The following is a 16,749-nucleotide window of genomic DNA, read 5'->3' as shown; positions in this document are numbered from 1 at the left end:
TGAATATTATTGGCGACAGTTTCAGACTTACAGCCTGATAATTAATCGATTAATCTTGCAAGGGGCGTTGCCCCTTGTTGTGATGTTTTAGGCTTTGACTGCGTCGATTTTCAATTCAGCCTAAGAAATACCTTATATACAAGCTGGACGTATTATGCTTACAGAAAAAAGCTGGTAACTTCCTCAATAAGCTCTTTAGTTTAATTCTAATTTACCACAAAATTAAACATTTCCAGATTAGACCCAGCTTTTGTATATGATCCTGAATTCGCCCTCAGGTTATCTGTAATGTTTGTGTAGTTGGCTTTTAGTTTTTCGTCTCAAATACCGAACAAATAATAGAAAAGCAGTCAGGCTTACAATTGTTCCTCCCATGGAAATAAATATCAACCATGTTTGTCTCAGTCCCTCGTAATGAGAAAAACAACCAAATTTGAATGTGTGCAAGCCCTGATATAGCCACCATTGCAACTGAGTTGAGTTATTCGTTACTTTCAGTAATTTGCCTGTATGATGGTCGATAAACAGGCGGGTATTAAATTGATCTTCCAAAGTTACTTCATATACAGGCAAAGGCATTAGACGTTTGGCATTGTACCGGTAAAACGAATTATAGTCACTCAACAGTTCTGTTTTGTAGTGTTTATCCGGAATCAGTGTCTTAAGATTTCTTTCCAACAAAGAATCTGAAACTTTCGGAAGCGACATTATCTTACCTTCTTTGATCGTGTAATAATCGGGCTTATTTGCCTTATTGGAATAAACACCGTAAAAACTCCGTCCTAAAATATTATTGAAACTTATTCGTTTGGCTGTGGCTGTCTCATTATGTTGTAACAATTGTGTAAATCCATGATGACAAGTGCTATCACTAATAATCTGCTTATTCCAGAGTTGGTAATAATTAACAGACTTTTCCCGCTTGACGACCCAGTCCGGTATATCGGCTAATGACATAAGGCCACTTAATATGAAGGTGAATACAAAGCAGCCAAATAGTAAGCCTCCTATATGATGCCATTTAAGCGTTTTCTTTTTATAGGGACTATGAAACTGTACCTTTTTTCTTTTTAGGCGTATACATCCGCTTATTATGCCTGATATGCATACAATACAACCAATAGCACTTAGCCAGATAATCACATCTGACCATAGTTTTGAATGTAAGCGTAAATTTTTGAAATACAACCAATGAGGAATGGCTCCCATCCATGCATAGACCCTTGACCTATGTGTTGTTTCCTGTACAATTTCGCCTTTTGTTGATGATACATAAACATGGGTTTTGTGCTTGTCATTTAATCTGTATTTATAAATGGGGAAATAAGCTTTGTAGTATGACCAGGGAATCCATTGGTCAAAATCATTCAATTCCTTGACCTCTATCATGTCTGCCGGGAAATTCGATTTCAAGATACGCCGGCATTCAGTTTCGCCTAAGCTTCGAAGCTGTTTTAAACTGCTGGCATTATATATTGCTGGCTTTCGACCTGGAAATCGATAAACGGGCTGTTCGTTTACAATTTCAAGTCTGATTTCAGATCCTGGATATTTATCTAAAAGATCTTTTGGTGATGATAAGGTTTCATGACCTGAGAATTTACTCAGGCCATGAAAATAGTTTTGTGGTCGCGGTTTGGGAAAGGAATGGTAGATCATTATAAAGCCGGAAATAAACCAGACCACGAATAATAAACCCATCACAAATCCTGTCCATTTATGAATGAGAAACAGGTATTTCTTTAATAGCTTTATCATTTATCTGTTCTAAAAATTTAAACTGATTGAGGCTTCATATGAGCGGCCCATGCCTGGAATATATTGGTTACTGAACACCGAATTATCGTAGTACTCTTCGTCAGCTATATTATTGGCATTAATGCGCAGTGTTACCTTATCAAATGAATAAGCCATGGTTGCATCGCATACCGTATATGATGGTAATACGTATGTATTGGAAGAACTGGTGAAAATATCATCTGTATAACGGGCGCCTAATCCCAGACTAAGCTTTTTGAATATACCACTTTGAACGGTATAATTAACCCAGGCGAACACTTGGTTTTCAGGGGCGTTCCGAAGGGTGTTCCCTTCTTTTGCTGAACCATCGGAATAAGGGTTGTCAGCAAATTCCTGATACTCTGCCTTGTTAAAACTGTATCCGGCATTGATAAACAGTCCCACTGCAGGACGAGCAATTGCATCTAATTCAAAACCTTTGGAGTCAACTTTGCCAACCTGTCCGTAAATTCGATGTTGATTCTCATCATTTGTTCTGCCCAGGTATTCAACTATGTTTTCCTTCTGTATATAGTAGAAACTACCGTTTACGCTTATTATATTTCCTAATTCCCACTTGAATCCAGCTTCAGCCTGATAGCCTTTTTCAGGTTCATAGAGTTCTTCTCCATCTTCCGGATAGAATTGCTCTCCTTCGGTATCCAGATAGATGTATGATTCATTGTAAGTAGTGCGTAAAGGGCGGAAGAAACTAGATGCAGATGCATATATGGATAGATCTTCATTAGGGAGATACACTAAGCCTGACCGGTACGAAAAGGCTTTATTGGTGATTGATTTCTCTGGTTTTTCCGGATCAAATTCATAATCGAGGCCATTTGTAATACCAGCGTCTCTTCGGGCATATCTGTAGTAATCGAAGCGCCCGGCAATCATGAACTTAAGTCGGTCTGAAATGTCCATTAAATCCTGAAAATACAATCCATGGGATTGATCATCCATTACTGCTGCAGCCGAGAATTGAGTTTTTAAATAGCCATGGTTAAGGATTGGATCTGATACCGCCATTTTAGCATATAAACCTTGTCCGTAAACATCGTATGACGAGTCATAAATCAAATCAGGGTTGTTTTCAACATCCCCTAAACCCGGAAGGTTGTATCCCTTATAGCTTATTCTGTCAACATACAAAAAAGAGTATCCGGCCACTACATTGTGCTTTATCGAACCGGTAGTAAACTGATTATAATAGTCGGCATTGTACTGGTATGTTTTGGTTTTATGTGAAAAGCGCAGAGGGAATGTTCGCTGCAGGCTGTCTATACAAATGTACTTTTTGCTATCTCCGTTCTTATAGTAATGGTCGTAAATAGCATTATCAGAACTCAGGTAACTTAGTGATTCAGTTGAGAAATAATCAATATCATCATTGTTGTATGATATGCTGTTGATCAACTTACTTTTTGAGTTAAAAGCATGCTCCCAGGATGCAGCAATATTACTGTTGGTGTGTTTTAGAAAGTCGGCAGGGTCATTATACCGTTGCTCACGCCTGAAGCCTGCAGGCAGGTCACCAATAGCGTATACCTGTTTACCTGAATTGGTTTCAAATACGTTTTGTGATAGTGCTGGTAATCCTGTTTCAGTTCCATAGAAGTCATCATTGGCACCGATCTTTAGCTTTATTACATCGCCATCCGATAACCGATAGTCAAAAGCCAGGTATACATTGGCGATTTCAGTATTATTATCACGCCAACCATCACTATCCGTAAAACCGGCATCAAAACGATAGTTTAGTTGTGAACCTAGTGCACCACCCGCTCCAATTTGCATCTGTTTATTATTCCAGGTGCCGTAGCTCAAACGAGCGTTATAGTTAGCCGTTGCGCTTGGTTGCCTTCGAACGATGTTAAGAATTCCACCCACTGCTGAGTGGCCATACATTACAGATGCAGGACCTTTTAGGTATTCGATGCTTTCAACGGCCGTAAGACTTGTAACAGGAGCACTGTTAGACCAGTTCATTCGTTCGTCGCGCATACCATCAACCATAATAACCGGACGTCCGAATCCTCTGAATGTAAAGGTTTGAAAACCTCCGTAATTAACCGATGATCTGACTCCTGTCGTGTAGCGCATGGCATCATTAATGTTGTTAATTCCCCTTATATCAATCATCTGCCTGCTAACGCTTGATGTTGCAATGGGAATGTGTTTGAGTGGAGCGATTGTTTTTAAGGCTGTCTGTTTTTTGGTGAATACCACATCGGCATCAATCTCAATTTCTTTGATCAGAAATGTATCCTGATCCATTGTTTGTGAAAATGCCAAATGGCATAAAAGTGCGAATATTGCACTGGTAACGATTTGTTTCATATGTATTTGTCTATTAAAAAAGTTCTTAACAGACAATATTCAACAGGGAAATAAAAATGTATGATACGCTAAAGCTATCAACCTGCTTTTATCCCGAAAGCAAAGAATACTGTCGCGCAAACAGGCAGGTCTTCTGGCTCACCCCATTCTGAAAAGCCTTCCCATTGAACATTGGTCAACAGTGGCATACAGATTTCAGAATACGAAGGGGCTTACAGCTGCGGGTACAGCTCCGGATTTACACCGGATTCCCTTTTCATTGCACTGGCCGGTTAAGCACAGCGCAAACCTAAATGCGGCGCAAAAGTAAATATTTTTTGTAAAGGAAAAAGGAATTATCGCCAAAATGTTCAATGATACTACAAATGTTTCAAACAAACCTAAGCGTAGTTCTTTTAATTCATATTGTCTATGTAGTCTTGTGCTTTTTCACTGTAGCCGCTTTTTCCTATCTTTCACCAAAATTTATTATTATGCACGACGACTTAAAACAGGCGCTCGAAGTATTAAGAAATGGCGGTGTTATTCTGTATCCTACCGATACTATCTGGGGAATAGGTTGTGATGCTACCAATGCAGAAGCGGTTGAACGTATTTACAAGCTAAAACAACGTTTAAACACAAAGGGCATGCTGGTTTTGTTAGATAATACTGCTAAACTTGGCGGCTACGTAAATGACATACCTGAAGTGGCTTATGATATGGCTGAGTTAACAACCAAACCATTAACTATCATATACGATGATGCCAAGAACCTGCCTTCTAACCTTTTGGGTGAAGATGGAAGCATAGGTATTCGTATCACCGAAGAAAAGTTCTCCAATCAGCTATGTGCTCGATTTAAAAAACCAATTGTGTCAACTTCTGCCAATATTAGTGGGGAATCATCACCGCTAAATTTTGGAGAAGTCAGTGATGTTATAAAAACAGGTGTAGATTACATTGTTAATTTTCGCCAGGAGGAAATAAATAATCCACAACCATCAAGTATTATCAAGCTGACAAAGGATGGTCAGGTGAAAATCATTCGCGAATAAACCTATGGAAGAAATTCAATTTAATCACCGTACCGCGGTTCAGGTTCGTTTCAACGATGTTGACGGACTGGGCCATGTCAATAATACCACAATTCAGGAGTATTTTGATTTAGGCCGCATGTATTACCTCAATGAAGTATTTGGAGATACTGTTTTTAAGGGCGATGAAACTGTAATAGTTGTCAATATTAACACTGACTTCTTTTCACCGGTATACCTTAAAGATGATCTGGAAGTTGAAACAGCTATAGTGGCCATTGGAACAAAGAGTTTAAAGATGGTGCAACAGGTTGTGTGTAAGCAAACTAAATCTGTTAAAGCCAGCTGTAAATCGGTAATGGTTGGCTTTAACAAGAGAACTGAAGAGTCATTGGAGCTATTGCCCGAATGGCGGGATGCCATATCACAATGGGAAAAAAGATCCTACTAAAAAACAAAAGACCTTGAGGTTTGATCAGCCTTAAGGTCTTACTATTCAACGTTTGATTTAATTTCAGGTTTACATATCAATTAAACCTTCAGGTAAATCAAATATTACCAACTGTTGCTCGTCATCTATTCCTGCAATGAAATGCTCAACAATTGGTATCAGAAGTTCTTCTCCGTCATTGTCAATTTCAAACAAAGGGTTTTTGGAAATGTCACGTATAGCAATGATTTCGCCAATGTGACCATGGCCAACAGCCTGACATTGATATCCAACCAGCTGATATGCTGAGAATGCCTCCGCAGCGTCTTCACCTGCACTTTCCTCACTTGTTTTATTGACGTATACAGGCGCATCCATTAAGCTCAAAGCTGCCTTATCACTTTGTACCTGTTCAAACTTTACCAACACATCAGACTGGTTTTTTTCGCGTGCTTCATTCAGGAAGAAGGGAACTAACCCACCATCTAAATCCAAAAACAGGAACTCCGTGTCCATGTCGTCGATAGAAAATTCGTCAAATAACCGAATAACCATTTCTCCGGCTATGCCATGCGTTTTTACTATCACGCCAATCTGGCGACAGGTATGCTTTTCAATCATCGCTAATAACTTTAGCTGACAAAGGTATAATAAAAAGCTTTGTGCTTACTTACCACGATTGTATAAAAAAGCTTTCCACCGTTCTTCGGGTAAATGAGCTTCTTCCATAGCCGCCCGCGATAAGCTAAAGAACAGGTCAGATAAACGATTAATAAATAGTAAGATGGGTCGTTCAACCGGATATTCACGATGTAATGCCGTCAGCTTTCGTTCGCCCCTGCGCAGTTGAGAACGAACCACATGACATAATGCTGAAACTTCATTTCCACCGGGTAAAATAAAATGATCTGATCGGCTGCTTAACTGTGATTCAATGTCATCAATCCATTGCTCGCAAAATTTATCCATATTATCGGGCAATGGCATTGTATTTTTCTCCTTCAACTCAGTTGGTGTTGCCAGGTGACTCATGGTATTCATCAGCTCAACCTGTATGTTATGCAATTTATCCTGCCATTCGTGTTTGGGCTCAAGTTTAGCTCTCAGTAATCCAATAAATGAATTGACTTCGTCAAATGTACCGTATGCATCAACCCTGATATCATCTTTGTTAACTCTTATTCCTCCTAAAAGATCAGTTTGTCCTCTATCTCCTGTTTTAGTATATATCTTCATGTTCAAAAGTATCATAACCCCGGCAAAGCCTGGGAAATTATCTGTTATCACTCTGAACAAACAGATGATAAAAAGGTTTGAAAATTAATTTATTGCTAAACCTTAGCTCAGGATGAAAAAATAGAGCCGGTGAATAATTGCTCTTTCTCTGATCAGTATATGCCTAAAAGGTATTTACGACTTTTCAATGGAGTTAATGAGTTTAAGGTTGAAAAATAAGATGGCAATAGAGTAGCCAAAAAGAACGCTGGATCTGATCCACCTTTCTTCAAATACCGCAAAGAAACCTAATATACTGCTTACCAGGAATAATAAAAGCAAGGTGATCGCTAATACTTTTTTTAGTGTCATTATGAATTCATTTATAGGTTTAACAATAGTTAAAACGAAACGAGTCTTCTATTATTAGCACCAAACATAATAAGATTAATATTTATTTCCATTAGGAAAATCAGGATTTGATAAAATTCAATGACTAAAACTACTGCATGGACTAAACCATTGCCATAAAAATCTTGTTTACCCAGATGATGAATCATTAATTATGAATTATGAACAAACTGGCCAATATACGCGAGCATTACCATAAGGGAGCTTTAAAAAGATCAGAGTTGCACAAGGACCCTTTTGAGCAATTTAATACGTGGATGGATGAAGCAATAAAAGCAGAGTGTAACTTACCAACAGCAGTGACACTTGCAACCGTTAGTAAGGATGGTATGCCCAATTGTCGCATCGTTCTGTTAAAGGAGGTATGCGATGGAGGCTTTGTTTTCTTTACCAATTACAACAGCGAAAAGGGAATGGAGTTGAATACCAGCAACAAAGCGGCTCTTAACTTCTTCTGGACTGAATTAGAGAGACAGGTGAGGATCAGGGGTACAGTTGAAAGGGTAGCCTCACAAAAGTCTGACGAATATTTTCAGTCAAGGCCACGTGAAAGCCAGCTTGGTGCCTGGGCATCCGATCAGAGTGAAGTTGTCAATGACAACCAGGAGTTAATGGAAAAATATTCACAACTGGAGTTAAAATATAAAGATGAGATGATACCGCGCCCAGAGCATTGGGGTGGTTATGTTGTAAAAGCTCAATCCATCGAGTTTTGGCAGGGAAGGGCCAATAGAATGCACGATCGATTTCAATACAAGCTTGAAAATGATAACTGGACCATAAGGCAGTTGGCTCCCTGATCAAAAATTAGGGAGCATGTTTTTACGCGCATTGGTTCAGCTTATTGGGTTAAACCGTGGAAAACGCTTTCCAGATTCTGTTCTTTGCGGGTCATGGTCAATATGCTGAAACCATTGTCAACTGCGTAATTGAAAATGGATTTACGTACATCTTCATCTGCATCAATATTAAATTCAGTGCTTGTAAGCTCCTCAACATTGAGGACGCCACTGATGTTTTTCATTGAAGTGATATCCGGTTCTTTATCAAATTCCACAAAAACAGTTGAACTGCCGCTTTTTTGTAATGCTGATAAATCTGTCGAAGGATGATCAACCAGAACTTCGCCACGATTTAAAATAATAACACGTTCGCAGATAGCTTCTACTTCCTGCATAATGTGCGTACTTAGCATCACGGTTTTCTCTTTACCAACTGTTTTAATGAGGTTTCTTATTTCCAGTATCTGGTTGGGATCAAGACCTGTGGTTGGTTCATCCAATATTAATACTTCCGGATCGTGAATCAGTGCCTGAGCCAGACCAACACGCTGTCGATACCCTTTTGATAGTGTGCCGATCTTCTTATTCTGTTCAAGAGTAAGGCCTGTTAACTCTACCATTTCAGCTACCCGTTGCTTTTTATGGGGTAGTTTATAAAGCTCAGCCACCATCAACAGGTATTCCTTAACATACATATCCAGATAAAGAGGATTGTGCTCGGGTAAATAACCTATTTTTCGTCTGAAAACATCCGTATAGTCACCATTGTTAATGCCACAAACTTCCACTTCACCATCCGATTGAGGCAAAAGACCCGAGATAATCTTCATCATGGTTGATTTGCCGGCCCCATTAGGTCCTAAAAAACCAACTATCTCGCCCGATGAGATGGAGAAAGAAACACCTTTTAAGGCTTTTTGTCGTCCAAATTCTTTGACAACATCTTTTACTACAATTGACATAACAGAACAGATTTAGAAATCAAAAGTATCAATTAACTCGGCCAAATAAAAGTAAAGGCAAAAAAGCTGTTATCAATAGTAAAAGCATGTAGCTTAAAATGAACATTAATATCTATTTTTGCATTTATTCCTTGAACTTAGAAAAAGAGCAATGTCAAAAGATCCATTATACTGCGAAGATTTATTCAACTATCATCGGAATCCTACTCGAAAAGTGAGTGTTGGTTCTACCGCTATTGGGGGTGATAGTCCTGTTCAAATTCAATCCATGACCACCACCAATTCTATGGATGCTGAAGCGACAGCAGCACAGGTGATGAGTATACTGGACGAAGGAGCGGATATTGTACGCATTACAACACAAGGGCGAAGTGAAGCACATAACCTGGAAAATGTTAAAAAGATCATTCGTGAAAAAGGTTATGATGCACCATTGGTGGCTGATATTCATTTTAACCCCAATGCGGCTAAGGTTGCAGCTTCAAATGTTGAAAAGGTTCGCATTAATCCTGGTAACTTTTCCGGTGGAGCAAAAAAGTTTATGCTCGACTATACCGGGGAGCAGTATGACGAAGAACTTAGGTTGGCGAAAGAGAAACTGAGTTCCTTTCTGAATGTTTGTAAACAATATGGAACAGCTATTCGAGTAGGTACCAACCATGGTTCATTGTCTGATCGTATCATGAGCCGTTATGGTGATACACCCAAGGGCATGGTGGAAGCCTGTATGGAATATCTTCGAATGTGTGAAGAGCTGGATTTTAAAGATATAGTCCTGAGTATTAAAGCAAGTAATACGCGTATTATGGTGCATACGGTGCGATTGCTTGTTGTTGCCATGAAAAAGGAAGGGATGAATTATCCACTGCATTTGGGAGTTACCGAAGCGGGTAGTGAAGATGAAGGACGGATAAAATCTGCGGTGGGAACCGGTGCATTGTTAGTAGATGGTTTAGGGGATACTATTCGTGTTTCTTTGACTGAAGATCCGGAAAAGGAAGTGCCTGTAGCAAGTAAATTGGTTAACTATATAAAAGCGCGTAAAGGGCATAAAAAGATAGAGAGTGCACAAACCGATGGTTTCACACCATTTGAATACAACAGGAGAAAATCGCACCCTGTCTTAAATATTGGTGGCGATAATACCGCAGTGGTTATTGCCGATGCTTCAGATCGTTTTGTAAAAGGGGAAAAGCTTAAAGCAGATTACTCATTTATCGAATTGCCTGAAGATGTTAAGAATCATTATCAAAACTACATCATACCATTTGCCGGCTGGAAGACCGGCAATACATCAGGTAAAACTTACCCTGTTTTGAATGCCACTGAATTTACGGAGACAGAGGAACTACCATCAACCTGTTTTCTATCAGTGTCTTATGAAGAGCTTTCTGCCGATGTTATTAGTAAGCTTAAGTGTGAGAAGAATGTTGTTATTCTTCTCCGGTCACAGCATATTAATGCACCCGTAGAGCAACGGGCTTTCTTTTTTAAGATGAATGAAAGCGGTCTAACACATCCGGTGGTTCTGCATAATTCATACAATGAAGATAAAGCCGAGGATTTTCAGATTAAAGCAGCTGCAGATGCCGGGATATTGTTTCTTGATGGTTTTGCAGACGGACTTTACCTGGAAAACGAAGGCCGTTTATCGAATGCTGATGTTATCACTACGGCTTTTGAGATTTTACAGTCATCAAGGGTTCGTTTTACTAAAACGGAGTTTATTTCTTGTCCGGGATGTGGCCGTACTTTATTTGACCTACAGGAAACAACAAAACAGGTTAAAGCCAGAACCTCTCATTTGAAGGGACTTAAAGTTGCAGTTATGGGTTGCGTGGTGAATGGAGTAGGTGAAATGGCCGACGCCGACTACGGATATATAGGTTCTGGGCCCTCAACCGTTAGCTTATTTAAAAAACGCGATTTGATCAAACGAAATCTGCCACGTGAAGAAGCAGTTGAAGAGTTAATTAAGCTAATTAAAGAGCATGGAGATTGGGTCGATCCTGCATAGAAATGATTTTTAATCAAAGAAATACAGCCAGTCATGGATTTTTTTGGCTGTTCGGAATGATTTTTTTGCTATGTGGGTCTAATTTTATAAATTGCGTTTCTCAAAAATTAACTAACTGAGTCTAGCCTAAATGAAACGGATATTTCTTTTATTCTTTGCCGCGGTTTTAACCATAACAAGTGCTCAAGCAGGTGAGATTGAGCTTAGAGGTACATTTCAGGGTGAAAACCTGTATGTAAAGAATCCTTTTGCCGCTTCTGGAGTGGGTTTTTGCGTTTACGAGGTGACAGTAAACGGACAAACGACCACTGATGAAATTAACTCCAGTGCTTTTGAAATTGATTTAGGTGTTTACCAGTTTATTATTGGTGAGGCACTGATCGTTGAAATTAAATACAAAGACGGGTGTGAGCCAAAAGTACTGAATCCTGAAGTATTGAATCCCAGAGCTACTTTCGTAGTTGGTAATATCAATGTTACTAATGATAAGCTTAGTTGGGAAACCTCCAAAGAATCAGGGGCATTACCATTTATCGTTGAGCAATACCGCTGGAATAAGTGGGTGAAAGTCGGTGAAGTTGAAGGGAAAGGTACTGTTCAATCCAATTCTTACGAAGTTACTGTAAGGTTACATAGCGGGGAGAACAAATTCCGTGTTAAGCAGATTGATTATCGCAATAAGCCACGTTACTCTGATGAGGTTAAGAGCATTTCTACAAAAGAAGAAGTATCATACGGACCAAATAAGGTGGTTGATAAGATTACTTTCACTTCTTCTACTCTATATGAAATATATGATGAGTACGGTGGAATTGTCTTTAAAGGATATGGTTCAGAAGTTAATGTAGCGGGAATTGAAAAAGGCCGTTACTATATTAATTATGACAATAAAATGGAGCGATTCACAAAAAAATAAACTGAGTTATTCAGAAATTAAAAGGTGATTCGCTACGAGTCACCTTTTTTTGTATAAAATTGATAGAAAAATAAGTAATTCACTTGCATTTAATCAATGAGTTAGTTGTCAATAAAAACAAATCATTAATTTTGCAATCCTGAAATTAAATAGAAATAAAAATGGAACAGATTCGTCGAACAAAAATTGTAGAGCTGTTGAAAAGTACCGAATATGGTGCTCAGGCTAATGTGAAAGGTTGGGTAAGAACCAAACGAGGTAATAAACAAGTTAATTTTATTGCTTTAAATGACGGGTCATGCATTCATAATATACAGATAGTAGTTGATGTGCCTAACTTTGATGAGGAATTACTGAAGCGCATCACTACCGGGGCAGCGGTATCTATCAATGGTGAAATAACAGAGTCAGCAGGTAGCGGACAGAGCGTTGAGATTCATGCCAAGGAAATTGAAGTGATGGGAGACTGTGATCCTGAAAAGTATCCTATTCAGCCTAAAAAGCACACGCTTGAGTTCTTACGTGAAAATGCTCACTTGCGTTATCGTACCAATACCTTTGGAGCTATCGCACGTATTCGTCACGCCATGATCTTTGCTGTACATGAATTCTACACCAAGAAAGGTTTTATCAATATTCATACGCCAATTATTACGGCTTCTGATGCTGAAGGAGCAGGTGAAATGTTTAAGGTGACCACCTTAGACTATGATAATATGCCGCGCACAGAAGAAGGAGAAATCGATTATACACAGGATTTCTTCGGCAAAGCAACGAACCTGACTGTTTCAGGACAGTTGGAAGGTGAGTTGGCTGCCCTGGCGATGGGTGAAATTTACACGTTCGGACCAACATTCAGAGCCGAAAACTCTAATACATCGCGCCACCTGGCTGAATTCTGGATGATTGAACCTGAGATGGCTTTCTATGATCTTGATGACAACATGGATTTAGCAGAGGAGTTTTTGAAATACCTGATCAAATATGCTCTTGATAACTGCATGGATGATCTGAAGTTCTTAAGTAAGCGTCTTCAGGACGAAGAAAAAAATAAGAAAGCTGACGAGCGTTCAATGGAGTTGATCGAAAAGCTTCAGTTTGTACTGGCTAATGATTTTATCCGTTTGCCATATACAGATGCGATTGAAGTATTGAAAAACTCTAAACCAAATAAAAAGGGTAAATTCAAATATCCGATAGATGGTTTTGGTAGTGATCTTCAATCAGAGCATGAGCGTTACCTGGTTGAGAAGCATTATAAGAAACCGGTTATCCTGACTGACTATCCAAAAGACATCAAAGCTTTCTATATGAAGCAAAACGATGATGGAAAAACAGTTCGTGCCATGGATGTACTATTCCCTCAGATTGGTGAGATCATTGGTGGTTCACAACGTGAAGAAGATTACGATAAACTGGTTACCCGCATGAAAGAAATGGATGTGCCTGCTGAAGAAATGTGGTGGTACCTTGATACGCGCCGTTTCGGGTCGGTGGTTCACAGTGGTTTTGGCTTAGGTTTCGAGCGATTGATGTTGTTTGTAACCGGGATGGGTAACATCCGTGACGTAATTCCTTTCCCTCGTGCACCAAAGACAGCTGAATTTTAAAAAAAGAATAAATTGTAAATATAGATGCCGGTTTTCATTGAAAGCCGGCATTTTTTTTATTAATCCATATTATTCATCAAAAATAACGCTGCTTCTTACTGTTTTGATTAATAAATCTTAATTTTGTTCGAGACGCACGATAGTTTCATAACGTGAAGTCGATACAGGAACGATAAGATTGAAGCGATAGGGATGTTAAAACAGAGTTTACAACAAAAGCTACTACAAAAGTTATCACCTCTTCAAATACAGGTGATCAAGCTGCTGGAGATACCAACAGCACAGTTGGAGCAGCGTATTAAAAAAGAGTTGGAAGAGAATCCGATCTTAGAGCTCGAACGTGAACAACCGGACCCGGACAAGGATGAGCCGGATACTCCTGAATCAGAAGTAGAACGTGATGAATTATCTATTGATGAATATATCAATAACGAAGATATCCCAGCATATAAGTTACAGGCACGTAACTTCTCCAAAGACGATAAACATGAAGACATACCGTTTTCAACAGGAGCTACTTTTCATGAACATTTAATCGGTCAGCTTGGCTTGCGCATACTCACCGACAGACAGCGTAATATTGCCGAGTACATCATTGGTAATGTTGATGAAGATGGATATCTGCGTCGGGAGGTGGATGAGATTATCGATGACCTGGCTTTCGCACAAAACATTGAAGTGGATGAGCGTGAAGCACTCGATGTACTTGAGATAGTGCAGGATTTTGATCCGGCAGGTGTTGCCGCACGTGATCTTCAGGAATGTTTACTATTGCAAATTCAACGTAAAGACAGATCTTTCCCCGATATTGAAAATGCCTTTCAGGTATTAAAACATCATTTTGAAGAGTTCACGCGCAAGCATTACGATAAAATAAGCAAACGCCTGCATATCGATGAAGATGAGTTGAAGGATGCACTGGGCGAAATCTTAAAATTAAACCCGAAACCAGGTAGCTCATACAGTAATCCTATGAGCAAGACGGTTCAGCATATTATACCAGATTTTATTCTTGAAATAGAAGATGAGCAGTTTCAGCTAAGCCTGAATAACCGTAATGTGCCCGAACTTCGTATCAGTAACACATATTCTGATATGCTGGAGGATTATAGTGCCAATAAAAAGAATCAGACTCAGGATAAGAAAGATGCAGTGATGTTTGTGAAACAAAAGCTCGATTCGGCCAAATGGTTCATCGATGCGATCAAACAACGGCAAAATACGCTGATGACTGTTATGAATTCTATTCTGGATTATCAGCACGATTATTTTATCGAGGGTGATGAAACCAAGATGAGACCAATGATCCTGAAAGATATTGCTGAACGAACGAATTTGGATATTTCAACAATTTCAAGGGTTTCAAACAGTAAATATATTCAAACGCACTTTGGTATTTTTCCATTGAAATATTTCTTCTCCGAGGGTATGCAAACCGAATCGGGAGAGGAAGTAAGTACGCGTGAGATCAAAAAGATATTGGAAGAATGTATTTCCAACGAAGATAAGCGTAAGCCGTTAACCGATGATAAACTGGCTGCTATCTTAAAGGAGAAGTCATACAATATTGCCCGACGTACAGTAGCGAAATACCGGGAGCAGTTAAATATTCCTGTAGCCAGGTTAAGAAAAGAACTTTAAATAACAGCCGGTTAGTAAGCCGGCTTTTTATTGAATCGTATGCAGATAGTTTCCAAAGTATTATCAACCCTTTTCCATCCAATGCTTATCCCTACGTTGGGCTTGTTTTTAATATTTAATATTGGAGGACATTTAACTTATCTGCCTATAGATCACCAACGGGTCGTTTACCTTATCGTCTTTCTCAGTACTTGTGTGTTGCCATTAACGCTTATGCCACTCTTTATGTTATTGGGGGTTATTAAAAGTGTATACATGAAAGAACGGCGCGAAAGGATCATTCCGACGGTATGTACCGGTTTCTTCTATTTACTGGGCTTTTTCCTGTTAAACCGTATTCCTGTGGTTCCCTCTTTTGTTAAAGGGTTTATGTTGGCCACCATCCTCGTTATTGCCATTGCATTGGGTATTACATTCTTTTGGAAAATAAGTATGCACATGATTGGAATAGGTGGTTTAACAGGCGCCATTCTTGCTGTTTCCATTCGTTTCGGAATTGATGCCTGGATGATTTTTACATTTATCTTACTTATCTCGGGAGCACTGGGAAGCTCGCGCCTGTATCTTAATGCTCATACACCTGCCCAGGTGCATTGTGGTTATTTACTGGGAGGGGTGGTAGTGTTTTGGGGCGTTTTGATGTAGATGCCAACGCACAACATATCGTAATCACTGAAATTCATGCCGGTAAAAGGTAGCAACCTGTTCATACCCATTGTTCATTTTACAAAATTTATCAGAAAGCAAGGAGGTAAGATCATGCTCCCCAAACGCTGATGTCTTATTAACAATAATTCATCTCAGTGAGTGGATAAGGTGAGTGTATTGACAATTTTGCCCCGAAAAATGGCTTCGGTAACGGTTTAGTACTATTTCTGTTGCGCCTTAATGTTTCTTCGGTAATCCTTCGGGGCCGCTTCGGTATTTCTTCGGAACACCTTCGGATCAACCTCGCTGCCAGCGAGGTTGATCCCGAAGCAGAGCCCTGACAGACCACAAGAAGGGACTTTTGTGATGGCTGCCGTAATGAGGGTTAAATATTAATATTCTGATAAACAAGAGTTGTGTGGAGAGCCTTTTTCAAGGGCTTACAATGGATCATATACAAAAGCTGGGTCTAATCTGGAAATGTTTAATTTTCTGGCGAATTAGAAATAAACTAAAGAGGCTATTAAGGAAGTTACCAGCTTTTCTAAATGCATAATGGATCCAGTTTGTAAATAAGATATTTCTTAGGCTGAAGGCCTAAAACATCACAACAAGGGGCAACGCCCACGAGTGTTCGAAAAGATTCAAACATTCACATATATAGTGTTTTGCAAGCTGTAAATCAGCTCTCCTCCTGGCAAGGAGGAGTACCTCGACGAAGGAGAGGGGAGGTGGTTTTAAGTCTTTTTTATAAATTAGTTTTCAACAATATAAGAAAGATATGAAAAGTAACCGGCCAGAAATGATTTATAGGAGAAAACTAATGAAACAGAGCAACTCCAGCGGAATGTGAACTTTGGAATTACCTTAAAGGAAAAAGAATATGGGATCTGAAGTTTAGGCGACAACATTCTATTGGGCAATACATTCTGGATTTTTATTGTCCTCAATTAAAGCTAGCTATCGAATTAGATGGGGAATA

Annotated in this window: 14 protein-coding genes, 1 pseudogene and 1 riboswitch; of the genes and pseudogenes, 9 read left to right on the top strand and 6 right to left on the bottom strand. The window is 39.3% G+C overall.

Features of this window, described 5'->3' with window-relative positions; genetic code table 11:
• Positions 1 to 279: 279 nt before the first annotated feature.
• Both ACRD69_RS06020 and ACRD69_RS06015 read right to left on the bottom strand, forming a co-directional pair.
• The gene (locus ACRD69_RS06020; protein WP_430814170.1) at positions 280 to 1,758 is read right to left on the bottom strand and encodes a PepSY domain-containing protein; all 1,479 of its coding nucleotides are present in this window, start codon (positions 1,756 to 1,758) and stop codon (positions 280 to 282) included.
• 9 nt (positions 1,759 to 1,767) lie between these two features.
• The gene (locus ACRD69_RS06015) at positions 1,768 to 4,119 is read right to left on the bottom strand and encodes a TonB-dependent receptor (protein WP_430814169.1); all 2,352 of its coding nucleotides are present in this window, start codon (positions 4,117 to 4,119) and stop codon (positions 1,768 to 1,770) included.
• A gap of 106 nt (positions 4,120 to 4,225) precedes the next feature.
• Positions 4,226 to 4,427: riboswitch (cobalamin riboswitch) on the bottom strand.
• Positions 4,428 to 4,592: 165 nt separating this feature from the next.
• On the opposite strand from ACRD69_RS06015, the gene ACRD69_RS06010 reads away from it, so the two are divergent.
• Positions 4,593 to 5,156, top strand: a complete 564-nt coding sequence (locus ACRD69_RS06010) for an L-threonylcarbamoyladenylate synthase (protein ID WP_430814168.1) — start codon at positions 4,593 to 4,595, stop codon at positions 5,154 to 5,156.
• Positions 5,157 to 5,160: 4 nt separating this feature from the next.
• The gene (locus ACRD69_RS06005) at positions 5,161 to 5,586 is read left to right on the top strand and encodes an acyl-CoA thioesterase (protein ID WP_430814167.1); all 426 of its coding nucleotides are present in this window, start codon (positions 5,161 to 5,163) and stop codon (positions 5,584 to 5,586) included.
• A 69-nt stretch (positions 5,587 to 5,655) separates the two neighbouring features.
• On the opposite strand, the gene rimM is transcribed toward ACRD69_RS06005, so the two are convergent.
• From rimM to ACRD69_RS05990, 3 genes are all read right to left on the bottom strand, one after another.
• Positions 5,656 to 6,186, bottom strand: a complete 531-nt coding sequence (gene rimM, locus ACRD69_RS06000; RefSeq protein ID WP_430814166.1) for a ribosome maturation factor RimM — start codon at positions 6,184 to 6,186, stop codon at positions 5,656 to 5,658.
• 45 nt (positions 6,187 to 6,231) lie between these two features.
• The gene (locus ACRD69_RS05995) at positions 6,232 to 6,801 is read right to left on the bottom strand and encodes a cob(I)yrinic acid a,c-diamide adenosyltransferase (protein ID WP_430814165.1); all 570 of its coding nucleotides are present in this window, start codon (positions 6,799 to 6,801) and stop codon (positions 6,232 to 6,234) included.
• Positions 6,802 to 6,975: 174 nt separating this feature from the next.
• A complete protein-coding gene (locus tag ACRD69_RS05990) occupies positions 6,976 to 7,152 on the bottom strand; it encodes a hypothetical protein (RefSeq protein ID WP_430814164.1) in 177 nt (58 codons plus the stop codon).
• Between the two features lie 200 nt (positions 7,153 to 7,352).
• Here ACRD69_RS05990 and pdxH point away from each other — a divergent pair, with 200 nt between their 5' ends.
• Entirely contained in the window at positions 7,353 to 7,991 is a 639-nt protein-coding gene (gene pdxH / locus ACRD69_RS05985) for a pyridoxamine 5'-phosphate oxidase (protein ID WP_430814163.1), read from the top strand.
• Positions 7,992 to 8,032: 41 nt separating this feature from the next.
• Here the strand turns inward: pdxH and gldA are convergent, their stop codons facing one another.
• Positions 8,033 to 8,935 (bottom strand): gliding motility-associated ABC transporter ATP-binding subunit GldA, encoded by a 903-nt coding sequence (gene gldA / locus ACRD69_RS05980; RefSeq protein ID WP_430814162.1) that lies wholly within the window; start codon positions 8,933 to 8,935, stop codon positions 8,033 to 8,035.
• Positions 8,936 to 9,086: 151 nt separating this feature from the next.
• On the opposite strand from gldA, the gene ispG reads away from it, so the two are divergent.
• The 6 genes and pseudogenes from ispG to ACRD69_RS05950 all read left to right on the top strand — a co-directional run.
• On the top strand, positions 9,087 to 10,952 hold the full coding sequence (ispG, locus tag ACRD69_RS05975; protein ID WP_430814161.1) for a (E)-4-hydroxy-3-methylbut-2-enyl-diphosphate synthase: 1,866 nt from the start codon (positions 9,087 to 9,089) through the stop codon (positions 10,950 to 10,952).
• 130 nt (positions 10,953 to 11,082) lie between these two features.
• Positions 11,083 to 11,868 carry a hypothetical protein gene (locus ACRD69_RS05970; protein ID WP_430814160.1) on the top strand — a complete coding sequence of 262 codons (786 nt, stop codon included), beginning with the start codon at positions 11,083 to 11,085 and terminating at the stop codon, positions 11,866 to 11,868.
• A gap of 161 nt (positions 11,869 to 12,029) precedes the next feature.
• Positions 12,030 to 13,478, top strand: a complete 1,449-nt coding sequence (gene asnS / locus ACRD69_RS05965; RefSeq protein ID WP_430814159.1) for an asparagine--tRNA ligase — start codon at positions 12,030 to 12,032, stop codon at positions 13,476 to 13,478.
• Between the two features lie 192 nt (positions 13,479 to 13,670).
• The gene (gene rpoN, locus ACRD69_RS05960; RefSeq protein ID WP_430814158.1) at positions 13,671 to 15,119 is read left to right on the top strand and encodes an RNA polymerase factor sigma-54; all 1,449 of its coding nucleotides are present in this window, start codon (positions 13,671 to 13,673) and stop codon (positions 15,117 to 15,119) included.
• A 255-nt stretch (positions 15,120 to 15,374) separates the two neighbouring features.
• Complete coding sequence (locus tag ACRD69_RS05955; protein ID WP_430814157.1) at positions 15,375 to 15,764, top strand: hypothetical protein; 390 nt, start codon at positions 15,375 to 15,377, stop codon at positions 15,762 to 15,764.
• A gap of 848 nt (positions 15,765 to 16,612) precedes the next feature.
• A pseudogene (locus ACRD69_RS05950) lies at positions 16,613 to 16,749 on the top strand (endonuclease domain-containing protein); the annotation flags it as partial.

It is taken from the genome of Carboxylicivirga agarovorans, from assembly GCF_050589845.1.
Lineage (GTDB): Bacteria > Bacteroidota > Bacteroidia > Bacteroidales > Marinilabiliaceae > Carboxylicivirga > Carboxylicivirga agarovorans.
This window is presented reverse-complemented; position numbering and strand designations above follow the sequence as displayed.

Coding starts and splice junctions, on each gene's coding strand:
- ACRD69_RS06015 (WP_430814169.1), bottom strand. CDS start 4,119: ATGAAACAAATCGTTACCAGTGCAATATTCGCACTTTTATGCCATTTG.
- asnS (WP_430814159.1), top strand. CDS start 12,030: ATGGAACAGATTCGTCGAACAAAAATTGTAGAGCTGTTGAAAAGTACC.
- ACRD69_RS06020 (WP_430814170.1), bottom strand. CDS start 1,758: ATGATAAAGCTATTAAAGAAATACCTGTTTCTCATTCATAAATGGACA.
- ACRD69_RS05995 (WP_430814165.1), bottom strand. CDS start 6,801: ATGAAGATATATACTAAAACAGGAGATAGAGGACAAACTGATCTTTTA.
- ACRD69_RS05990 (WP_430814164.1), bottom strand. CDS start 7,152: ATGACACTAAAAAAAGTATTAGCGATCACCTTGCTTTTATTATTCCTG.
- rimM (WP_430814166.1), bottom strand. CDS start 6,186: ATGATTGAAAAGCATACCTGTCGCCAGATTGGCGTGATAGTAAAAACG.
- ACRD69_RS05955 (WP_430814157.1), top strand. CDS start 15,375: ATGAAAGAACGGCGCGAAAGGATCATTCCGACGGTATGTACCGGTTTC.
- pdxH (WP_430814163.1), top strand. CDS start 7,353: ATGAACAAACTGGCCAATATACGCGAGCATTACCATAAGGGAGCTTTA.
- ispG (WP_430814161.1), top strand. CDS start 9,087: ATGTCAAAAGATCCATTATACTGCGAAGATTTATTCAACTATCATCGG.
- gldA (WP_430814162.1), bottom strand. CDS start 8,935: ATGTCAATTGTAGTAAAAGATGTTGTCAAAGAATTTGGACGACAAAAA.
- ACRD69_RS05970 (WP_430814160.1), top strand. CDS start 11,083: ATGAAACGGATATTTCTTTTATTCTTTGCCGCGGTTTTAACCATAACA.
- ACRD69_RS06010 (WP_430814168.1), top strand. CDS start 4,593: ATGCACGACGACTTAAAACAGGCGCTCGAAGTATTAAGAAATGGCGGT.
- rpoN (WP_430814158.1), top strand. CDS start 13,671: ATGTTAAAACAGAGTTTACAACAAAAGCTACTACAAAAGTTATCACCT.
- ACRD69_RS06005 (WP_430814167.1), top strand. CDS start 5,161: ATGGAAGAAATTCAATTTAATCACCGTACCGCGGTTCAGGTTCGTTTC.